The following is a 1,324-nucleotide window of genomic DNA, read 5'->3' as shown; positions in this document are numbered from 1 at the left end:
TGAACCGCCCCGGGATTCTCGGAGGCTCCAATTCTTGAGAGGATGGAGCGATGGAAACCCCGAAGAAGAAGTCCCCGACGTATTCGCCGGAAGTCCGCGAGCGGGCGGTCCGGATGGTGTTCGAGCACCGTGGCGAGCACGCCTCGCAGTGGGCGGCGATCGAATCGATTGCCGGCAAGATCGGCTGCACCGCGCAGACGTTGTGCAACTGGGTGCGCCAGACCGAGCGTGATCGCGGGCTGCGACCCGGCACCACCACCGAGGAGCAGGCACGGATCAAGGCGCTGGAGCGTGAGAACCGCGAGCTGCGGCAGGCCAACGAGATCCTGCGCAAGGCCAGCGCGTATTTTGCCCAGGCGGAGCTCGACCGCCGGTTCAAGCCATGACGGCGTTCATCGACGAACACCGCGACGCCTACGGGGTCGAGCCGATCTGCAAGGTGCTGCCGATCGCCCCGTCGACGTACTACGTGCATACCGTCCGCCGGGCCGATCCGACCAGGGCGCCGGTGCGCGTGCAGCGGGACGAACGACTGTGTGCCGACATCCAGCGCGTGTGGGGCGAGAACCGCCGGGTCTACGGCGTGCGCAAAGTCTGGCGGCAACTGCGGCGCGAATCGGTCGACGTGGCCCGTTGCACGGTGGCGCGGCTGATGCGTCGGCTCGGGTTGCGCGGTGTGATCCGCGGCAAGGGCGTGAAAACGACGATCAGCGACAAGGCCGCGTCGTGCCCACTGGACAAGGTGAACCGGCAGTTCCGGGCCGCGCGCCCGAATGCGTTGTGGGTGAGCGACTTCACCTACGTCTCCACCTGGCAGGGCTTCGTCTACGTCGCCTTCGTGATCGACGTGTTCGCCCGCCGCATCGTGGGCTGGAAGGTGTCGTCCTCGGCTCGCACGGATTTCGTGCTCGACGCCCTGGAGCAGGCGCTGCATGCCCGGCGCCGGGCGGGCGATGACGCGCTGATCCACCACAGCGACCGCGGCGTGCAGTACGTGTCGATCCGCTACACCGAACGTCTGGTCGAGGCAGGCATCGAGCCCTCCGTCGGCAGCGTGGGCGACAGCTACGACAACGCGCTGGCCGAGACCATCAACGGGTTGTACAAGGCCGAGGTCATCCACCGGCAATCCTGGCGCAACCGCGAGGCCGTGGAGATGGCTACGCTCGACTGGGTGCACTGGTTCAACCATCACCGACTGCTGGGGCCGATCGGGAACATCCCGCCAGCGGAAGCCGAAGCGGCTTACTATCGGCAACAGGCCGCGCTGCCCGAGGCGGCGTGACTCAAACCAAACAGCCTCCGAGAATCCCGGGGCGGTTCA

Annotated in this window: 1 protein-coding gene and 1 other annotated feature; the gene reads left to right on the top strand. The window is 67.1% G+C overall.

Translation table 11 applies throughout. The features are described 5' to 3' along the window. Nucleotides 1-50 precede the first annotated feature (50 nt). A protein-coding gene (locus AC3WRN_RS16675) for an IS3 family transposase (RefSeq protein ID WP_492623825.1) occupies nt 51-1,285 on the top strand; the annotation gives its coding sequence in 2 pieces (ribosomal slippage) (nt 51-348 and nt 348-1,285; 1,236 coding nt in all). Next, nucleotides 341-457 (top strand) — a sequence feature (AL1L pseudoknot). It overlaps the preceding gene by 117 nt. Nucleotides 1,286-1,324 lie beyond the last annotated feature (39 nt).

The organism is Rhodanobacter sp. FW101-FHT13A11 (assembly GCF_058790335.1).
The sequence above is the reverse complement of the archived record's forward strand: the minus strand, read 5'-3'. Positions and strand labels throughout refer to the sequence as shown.